Origin of the sequence: Aestuariivirga sp. (assembly GCF_044239095.1) — a bacterium.
In the GTDB taxonomy this organism is placed as follows: Bacteria; Pseudomonadota; Alphaproteobacteria; order Rhizobiales; family Aestuariivirgaceae; genus Aestuariivirga.
The window spans coordinates 1-8,578 of record NZ_JBIICB010000186.1; the positions used below are offsets into that span (position 1 = coordinate 1).

General features: G+C 65.3%; 6 protein-coding genes. 4 read left to right on the forward strand and 2 right to left on the reverse strand.

Annotated features, from left to right (window positions below):
• The coding region (locus ACILRA_RS15535; RefSeq protein WP_395662987.1) for an FAD-dependent monooxygenase at positions 1 to 1,129 on the forward strand (1,129 nt) is incomplete at its 5' end.
• On the opposite strand, the gene ACILRA_RS15540 is transcribed toward ACILRA_RS15535, so the two are convergent.
• Complete coding sequence (locus ACILRA_RS15540; RefSeq protein ID WP_395662988.1) at positions 1,099 to 2,052, reverse strand: AEC family transporter; 954 nt, start codon at positions 2,050 to 2,052, stop codon at positions 1,099 to 1,101. The genes ACILRA_RS15535 and ACILRA_RS15540 overlap by 31 nt on opposite strands.
• 69 nt (positions 2,053 to 2,121) lie before the next feature.
• On the opposite strand from ACILRA_RS15540, the gene hspQ reads away from it, so the two are divergent.
• The 3 genes from hspQ (at position 2,122) to ACILRA_RS15555 (ending at position 6,884) form a co-directional block, all read left to right on the forward strand.
• Complete coding sequence (gene hspQ / locus ACILRA_RS15545; protein WP_395662989.1) at positions 2,122 to 2,460, forward strand: heat shock protein HspQ; 339 nt, start codon at positions 2,122 to 2,124, stop codon at positions 2,458 to 2,460.
• A gap of 95 nt (positions 2,461 to 2,555) precedes the next feature.
• Positions 2,556 to 3,692: an efflux RND transporter periplasmic adaptor subunit gene (locus ACILRA_RS15550; RefSeq protein ID WP_395662990.1), complete on the forward strand. Its 1,137-nt coding sequence runs from the start codon at positions 2,556 to 2,558 to the stop codon at positions 3,690 to 3,692.
• 3 nt (positions 3,693 to 3,695) lie between these two features.
• Positions 3,696 to 6,884: an efflux RND transporter permease subunit gene (locus ACILRA_RS15555; protein WP_395662991.1), complete on the forward strand. Its 3,189-nt coding sequence runs from the start codon at positions 3,696 to 3,698 to the stop codon at positions 6,882 to 6,884.
• 16 nt (positions 6,885 to 6,900) lie between these two features.
• Here ACILRA_RS15555 and glmS read toward each other — a convergent pair.
• Positions 6,901 to 8,578, reverse strand: a 1,678-nt coding sequence (glmS, locus tag ACILRA_RS15560) for a glutamine--fructose-6-phosphate transaminase (isomerizing) (protein WP_395662992.1), incomplete at its 5' end; no start/stop codon positions are given.

The following is an 8,578-nucleotide window of genomic DNA, read 5'->3' on the forward strand; positions in this document are numbered from 1 at the left end:
GGCAAGGCAACAGGGTGACGCGAGCGACCCGCGCACGGTGGCGCTGATGCAGCCCTCGATCAGGCTTCTCGCGCATCTGGGCCTCTGGCCGGGGACGTTGAAGGACCGGACCGAGCCGCTCCGCAAACTCCGCCTCATCGATGACACGGGGGCGATGTTCAAGGCGCCCACCATCACCTTCGACCCGGTGGAACTGGGCGAGGAGGCCTTCGGCTGGAACTTTCCGCTGGCCCTGCTCATTCCGGCGCTGTTCGCGCGCGCCCGCGAACTCGGCGTCGACCTCATCGACGCCGATGCGGCGGGGGCTGAGCCGATGTCCGGGGGGGTGAGCGTCACCACCACGGATGGCCGCCGCCTCGAGGCGCGCGTTGCCATCGCCGCAGATGGGCGGAATTCCGTCCTCCGCGAGGCCGCGGGCATCCGCACCAACCGCTGGGCCTATGAGCAGACAGCGCTCGCCACCAGCTTCGCCCATACCGGTTCCCATGACGGGATCTCGACCGAGCACCACCGTCAGGCAGGCCCCTTCACCACCGTGCCGATGCCTGGCAACCGTTCCGCCCTCGTCTGGATGGAGCGCCCAGACCGCGCAGGCCAGCTGATGGCGCTCTCCGACGATGACCTTGCCGCTGAAATCCAGATCGGGACGCATGGCGCTCTTGGCCGGGTCTCCGGCATCGGCCGGCGCCAGCTGTTTCCCATGCAGGGGCTGGTGGCGCGCGATTTCGCGAAGAACCGGATCATCCTGATCGGCGAGGCAGCCCATGTGGTGCCGCCCATTGGCGCGCAGGGCCTCAACATGTCTCTGCGCGATGCCGCCCAGGCCGCCGACCTGATGGAGGGCGAGGACGACCCCGGCAACGCCGCACTGCTGTCCAAGTACGATGCATTGCGCCGCCGGGACGTGCAGCCGCGCCAGCAGGTGATCGACATGATGAACCGCTCGCTGCTGTCGGGCTTCGTTGCGCTGGAGGCGGGACGTGCGGCGGGGATCAGCCTGCTGCAGCAGTTCGGGCCGCTGCGCCGCGCGGCGATGCAGTATGGGCTGGCCCCCTCCGCCGGTCTGCCGCGCGCGATGCGCCTTGCCTTGCCTGCGGATCAGGGCAGCGCGCCCACCTCGATCGCATAGACGATCAGGGGAATGGTGAGGGCGGAAAGCGTGGTCGTGACGATCACGGCCGTCGAGGCGCCCTCGACATAGGCGCGGTACTGGCTGGCGAGGATGAAGGCGTTGGAGGCCGTCGGCAGGGCGGCCATCATCACCGCGACGTGCAGCCAGAGGGGCGGCGTGCCGGGGACCATGCCTACCACCAGAAGAGCAAGCACCGGCTGCACGAACACCTTCATGCCCGTGACGAGCAGCAGGTCCGGCCCCACGCCTGCAAAGCGCCGCATGCCGACCGTGACGCCGAGTGCGAAGAGTGCGGTTGGGCCCGCGGCGTTCATCAGCATCGTCAGGATGGTGCCGAACCCGCCCGGGGGCCGGATGCCGAGCGCCGAGCCGATGACGCCGGCCGCTGTTGCGACGATGAAGGGGTGGGTTGCCACCTGCCTGGCGATCCGCAGCGCCACGTCGCGCCAATGGGCTTTCTCCTCCCGCTCCTGCGCGAGGGTGGCGAGGAAGGCCGTCATCACGAACTGGATGGCGCAGTCGAAGCAGAAGATGAGGGCGGCGGGAACAGCCGCCTCCGGCCCGAAGAAGGCCACCGCCAGCGGCAGGCCCATATAGCCGACGTTGCCGTAGCTGCCGGAAGTGCCCTGGAGGGTGGCCGTCTTGAGTTCCGTCCGCAGCAGCAGATGCGACAGGGACACAATCGCCGCAAAGGTGAAGACGGTGACGGCGCTGGTGGCGGTGACGAAAGGCCAATTCACCAGCTGCTCGAAGGGTGCAGCCGAAACCACGAGGAAAATCAAGGAGGGAAGCGCGAAATAGACGAGGAAGATGTTGAGCCAGGCCAGACCCTGCTCACCCACCTCCCAATGCCGGGCCGCGATCACGCCCAGCAGGATGAGCGCGAAGAAGGGCAAGGCCAGATTGATGATCTCGGTCATTTGGCAGCAGTTCTGGAAGCTGTTTGAAACGCTCTTGCCTTCTGGCGCAAGCCTTGGCAATCAATAGTCATGGTCAGCTCGGCGAACGCAAAATTCGGCATCGGTCAGGTTGTGCGCCACCGGCTGTTCTCATTCCGTGGCGTGATCTTCGATGTCGACCCGGTGTTCAACAACACCGAGGAATGGTGGAACGCGATCCCCGAGGAAATCCGCCCGCGCAAGGACCAGCCCTTCTACCACCTGCTGGCCGAGAACGATGAAACGGAATACGTGGCTTACGTTTCGGAACAGAACCTTCTGGTTGATGATTCCGGCGAACCGGTGCGCCATCCGCAGGTGCGGGAGTATTTCGCGGGCTATGACAGCCGGAGGAAGACCTACCGGCCGCGGGACCTGCAGCAGCACTGAATGATACCGGACCGGTGCCCAGCGTTTTACCGCGGGTTTTTCTTGACTTTATTCCTATATCGTGGTACTACCAGGACCAATCCTGAACGGAGCATATGATGACATTCTGGGTGCGTGGTTTTGGACTGGTGGTGGCTTTGCTGATCGCGCCTCTCCTCTCCGGATGTGACGAGGCGCCCAAGCAGCCGGCGGCAGCCCAGGCGCCCCCCGTGGCGGTGACCGTGGTGCGGGCGGAGATCCGCGACCTGCGGCCCTCCGTCAGCTTCAGCGGCCGGGTGACGGCATTGCAGAAAGTCGACCTCCTCGCCCGCATCGAGGGATTTCTCGACACCCAGAATTTCGCCGAGGGTGCGCAGGTCAAGGCGGGCGACCTCCTCTATGTGATCGAGAAGGCGCCCTATGAGGCGAAGGTTGCCTCCGCCGAGGGCGCGGTTGCCACCGGCCAGGCGCGCTATGACCGCGCCGAAATCGAACTGAAGCGGCAAACGACACTGGTGGCCCGCGATGCCGCGGCCCAGACCAAGCTCGACGACGCAAGGGCAGCCCGCGACGAGGCCCGTGGATCCCTCGACAAGCTCGAGGCCGAACTGACCCAGGCGAAGCTGCAGCTCTCCTATACCGAAATCAAGGCGCCCATCAGCGGGCGGATCGGAAAGTCGCTGCTGACCGCGGGCAGCTTCGTCAGCCCCGCCAGCGGCACGCTGGCGACGATCGTGGCGCAGGACCCGATCGGCGTCACCTTCCCCGTGAGCCAGCGCGACATTCTGGCGGTGCGCGAGCAGGCCGCCTCCGGCGCCAGCATCGCCGACCTGACGGTTTATCTGCAACTCGGCAAGGACAAGCGCTACGACCAAGCCGGCAAGGTCGACTTCGTCGATGTGCAGGTGAACACCGGCACGGACGCCGTCGATGTGCGGGCCAGCTTCCCCAACCCGGACGGCGTGCTGGTGGACGGACAGCTGGTGACGGCCGTGGTCGAATCCAGCACGGCCAAGCCGGTGCTGGTGGTGCCGGTGGGCGCCATTCAGATCAACCAGTCAGGAACCTTCGTGCTGATCGTCAATGCCGACAACAAGATCGAGGTGCGGCCCGTTGAGGCCGCAAGTCAGGCCGGAAACGGGGTTGCCGTGGCCAAGGGCCTTGCCGAAGGTGACCGCGTGGTCATCGAGGGGGTTCAAAAGGTAAGACCCGGACAGACCGTCGAGGCGACCGAAATCAAGCCGGAGGCCTGATCCATGCTGTCTGGCATCTTTATCGACAGGCCAAGGCTCGCCGTCGTCATCTCGCTCGTCATCACTATTGCGGGACTGGTGGCGATGACCCAGATCCCGGTGGCGCAGTTCCCCAACATCGTGCCGCCGCAAGTCTCGGTGACGGCAAGCTATGCCGGCGCCAGCGCGGAGACGGTGGAATCAACCGTCGGCCAGCCGATCGAGTCCCGCGTCGTGGGCGTCGACAACATGCTCTACATGAAGTCGACCAGCGGCAATGACGGGAGCTACACCCTCACCATCACCTTCGCCGTCGGCACTGACCCGGACATCAACACGGTGAACGTCCAGAACCGCGTGAAGCTGGCGGAAGCCCAGCTGCCCCAGGAGGTGCGCACGCAGGGCGTCAATGTGGTGAAGAAGTCCTCCGCCATCCTGCAGCTCATCGCCTTCACCTCGGAGAAGCCGGAGCACGACCAGCTCTTCCTGTCGAATTACGTCACCATCAACCTGCTCGACCGGATGAAGCGCGTGAAGGGCGTGGGCGATGTGAGCCTGCTCACCCCCACTGACTACTCGATGCGCATCTGGCTCGATCCCGACCGCTTGGTCGACTATCAGATGACGCCGGCCGACATCGTGAATGCGCTGAAGAAGCAGAATGTGCAGGCCGCGATCGGCCGCATCGGCGCACAGCCGGCCCTGCCCGACCAGGCCTACCAGCTCTCCATCCAGGCGCAGGGGCGCCTGACCTCGGCCGAGGAATTCGGCAATGTGGTGGTGCGCGCCACCGAGGGCGGCTCCTTCGTGCGGCTGAAGGACGTGGCGCGGGTGGAACTGGGTGCAAGGCTGCTCGAGACGCAAGGGCGCTATGACGGGTCGTCCGCAGCGGTGCTCGGCATCTACCAGGCGCCCGGCGGCAATGCCATCGCCAGCGCGGACGCGGTGCGCCAGGTTCTCGAGGAGGCGAAGGCGCAGTTTCCCGAGGGCATGGGCTACCGGATTACCTATGACACCACGCAATTCGTGGAGGAAAGCATCCACGAGGTGGTGAAGACACTGCTCGAGGCGTTCCTGCTCGTCGTCGTCGTGGTGTTCCTGTTCTTAGGCAACGTCAGGGCCACCATCATTCCGCTGATCGCGGTTCCGGTTTCGCTGATCGGCACCTTCGCCGTGATGATGGCGCTGGGCTTCTCCGCCAACACCGTCTCCCTTCTCGCACTCGTGCTGGCGATCGGCATCGTGGTCGACGATGCGATCGTGGTGGTCGAGGCCGTCGAGGCGAAGATGGAGGAGGATCCAACCCTCTCCCCGGCTGAGGCCGCAAGGCGGGCCATGGGCGAGATCACGGCCCCGATCATCGCCATCACGCTGGTGCTGATGTCGGTCTTCGTGCCGGTGGCCTTCATTCCCGGTATCTCGGGTGAGCTGTTCAAGCAGTTCGCGGTGGTTGTTACCGTGTCGATGATCATCTCGGCGATCAATGCGCTGACCCTGTCGCCCGCGCTCTGCGGCGTGCTGCTGAAGCACAGCCACGGGCCCAAGCGCTTTCCCATGCGCCAGGTGCTGGCCGGCATCAACTGGACGCGCGACGGCTATGCCGCGATCGTCCGGCGGCTGGTGCGCCTGGCGGTGATCGGGCTTGTGGCCCTTGCTGTGATCTTCCCCGTGACCGGCTGGCTGTTCAAGACCACGCCCACGGGCTTCCTGCCCGCCGAGGACCAGGGGGCGATTTTCGGCGAAGTCGTGCTGCCGGAGGGCTCCTCCGTCAACGTGACGGCAGAGGTGGCGCGCCAGGTTGAAGACATTGCGCGCAGCACGCCAGGCGTTGCAGGCGCCATGAGCGTCGTCGGCTACAGCATGCTGGATGGGCAGGTGAAGTCGAATGCGGCGCTGTTCGCCCTGACGCTTGATCCCTTTGCACAGCGCACCGCGCCCGAACTCTCCGCCAATGCGCTGATCGCCAAGCTCACGGCGCAGGCGCGGACCATCAAGCGTGCCAATGTGATCTTCTACAACCTGCCGCCGATCATCGGCCTTGGCACTGGCAGCGGCTTCGAGTTCCAGCTGCAGAGCTTCGCTGGGGCGTCCGCCACCGATCTCGCCGCCGTGGCACGCGGTCTCGTCTTCGCCGCAAATCAGAGCCCGGAACTGGCGCGCGTCTTCACCACCTTCGCGGCGAACACGCCGCAGCTCTACCTCGACATCGACCGCGACAAGGTGCAGACGCTGGGCCTCGACTTAGGCGACGTGTTCTCGACGCTGCAGGCGGTGCTGGGCGGCGCCTATGTCAACGACTTCAACCTGTTCGGCCGCACTTGGCAGGTTGTCGTGCAGGGCGAGGCGGCAAACCGCAGCCGCATCGATGACATCTACGCCATATCGGTGCGCAACAAGAACGGCGAGATGGTGTCTCTCAAGGCCTTTGCCGAAGCGCGGCTGATCCTCGGGCCGCAATCGGTCATCCGCTTCAACAATGTGCGCAGCGCCACCATCAACGGCGGCCCCGCGCCGGGCTTCAGCTCGGGCGATGCCATCGCGGCGATGGAGCGGGTGGCGGCGGCCTCCCTGCCCCAGGGCTTCGGCTATGAATGGACCGGCACGGCGCTGCAGGAGAAGGAGGCGAGCGGCAAGACGGCCATGATCCTGGGCCTCGCCGTGCTCTTCGCCTATCTCTTCCTCGTCGGGCTCTACGAGAGCTGGAGCATTCCCATCGCCGTTCTGCTGTCCGTCTCGGCGGGCGTGATGGGGGCGATGTATGCGGTGAAGGTCTCCGGCCTCGACAACAACCTTTATGCCCAGATCGGACTCGTGGTGCTGATCGCGCTTGCGGCGAAGAACGGCATCCTCATCGTGGAATTCGCGATGGAGGCCAGGCGCAAGGGCTTGAGCATCCTCGAAGCCGCAACCTCCGGCGCAAAGGAGCGCTTCCGCGCGGTGATGATGACGAGTTTCGCCTTCATCGCGGGCCTCATTCCGCTGGTGGTGGCCGAAGGTGCGGGCATGTTGAGCCGCCGTGGCGTGGGTACCGCCGTGTTCGGCGGCATGCTGGGCGCCGCGATCATCGGCATCTTCCTGATCCCGCTGCTCTATGTCGTGTTCCAGTGGACGCGGGAGAAGGTGAAGGGCCAAGGCGGCGCAACGCATCCGGACGGGCAAGGCGCATCTGCCGCCGAACCCGGCCTGCCATTGGAGCCGATCGAGCGCGCGTGAAGGAAGGCGGCGCCGGTTACTCCACGGTGACGGATTTCGCGAGGTTCCGCGGCTGGTCGACATCGGTGCCGATGATGACCGCCGCGTGATAGGCGAGAAGCTGCACGGGCACCGCATAGAGCAATGGGCTGATGAAGGGATGCGCCTTCGGCACGCGGATCGAGCGGAAGGCGCGCTCGCCATTGCCCTTCATGCCCTGGTCGTCAGTGATCAGAATGATCTTGCCGCCGCGTGCTGCGACCTCTTCCATGTTGGAGATGGTCTTCTCATAGAGATCGTCATGGGGGGCTATGACGATGACGGGCACGTTCTCATCGATGAGGGCGATCGGGCCGTGCTTGAGCTCTCCGGCCGCATAGCCCTCCGCGTGGATGTAGGAGATCTCTTTCAGCTTCAGCGCGCCTTCGAGAGCGATGGGAAAGTTGATGCCCCGCCCGAGGAAAAGCACGTCCCGCGCGGTGGCAATGTCTCGCGCGACGTCCGCGATGTGTCGCTCTTCCTTGAGGATCTCGGCCATGTAGCGGGGCGCCATGATGAGCGCGCCCACCAGCTCCCTTTCCTGATCCGGGCTGATCGTGCCGCGCTGCTTTCCCGCAAGGATCGCGAGGCAGGCCAGTGCGGTGAGCTGGCAGGTGAAGGCCTTGGTGGAGGCGACCCCGATTTCAGGCCCTGCAAAGGTGCGGAACACCACCTCGCTCTCCCGCGCGATGGTCGACTCCGGCACGTTGACAATCGCCAGCGTGTGCTGGCCCTGCGCCTTGCAGTAACGCAGAGCGGCAAGCGTGTCTGCCGTCTCTCCCGATTGCGAGATGACGATGGCGAGGCCGTTCTTCGGCAGCGGCGCCTCGCGGTAACGGAATTCAGACGCGATATCGACCTCGACCGGCAGCCGCGCCACGCGCTCGAACCAGTATTTTGCAGTGAGGCCCGCATAGGAGGCGGTGCCGCAGGCGGTGATGGTGATGCGGTCGAGCGTGGCGAAGTCAAACGGTAGCTTCTCCGGCACGCGGATCGTGCGCTCCGCGAAGTCGACGTATTCGGCCAGCGTGTGCCCGATCACCTCCGGCTGCTCGGCGATTTCCTTTGCCATGAAATGACGGTGGTTGCCCTTGTCAATCAGCATGGCGGAGGCCTGGCTGAAGCTCATCGGGCGGGTGACCTTTTGGCCGTCCGCATCGAAGATCTCCATGCTGCCGTGGGTGAGCACCACCCAGTCGCCGTCCTCGAGATAGGTGATGCGGTTGGTGAAGGGCGAGAGTGCGATGGCATCGCTGCCCAGGAACATTTCACCCTGGCCATGACCCACGGCAAGCGGCGGGCCGTTCCTGGCGCCGATCATCAGGTCATCCTCGCCCTTGAACAGGATCGCCAGCGCGAAGGCGCCCTCGAGGCGGGCCAGCACCTGGCGCACCGCCTCGCGCGGCGCCAGCCCATGCTTCAGCGCGCGCGCCAGAAGCTGGGCCACGACCTCCGTATCGGTCTGGGTGGTGAAGACCACGCCCTCCGCGGCAAGCTCATCCTTCAGGGCACGGAAATTCTCGATGATGCCGTTGTGGACGACAACCACGCCATCGACGATGTGCGGATGGGCATTCGTCTCGGTGACGCCGCCATGGGTGGCCCAGCGTGTGTGGCCGATACCGGAGGTTCCGGAAAGCGGCTCCCGCACGAGGAGATCCGCGAGGTTCTTGAGC

Coding starts and splice junctions, on each gene's coding strand:
- ACILRA_RS15540 (WP_395662988.1), bottom strand. CDS start 2,052: ATGACCGAGATCATCAATCTGGCCTTGCCCTTCTTCGCGCTCATCCTG.
- hspQ (WP_395662989.1), top strand. CDS start 2,122: ATGGTCAGCTCGGCGAACGCAAAATTCGGCATCGGTCAGGTTGTGCGC.
- ACILRA_RS15550 (WP_395662990.1), top strand. CDS start 2,556: ATGATGACATTCTGGGTGCGTGGTTTTGGACTGGTGGTGGCTTTGCTG.
- ACILRA_RS15555 (WP_395662991.1), top strand. CDS start 3,696: ATGCTGTCTGGCATCTTTATCGACAGGCCAAGGCTCGCCGTCGTCATC.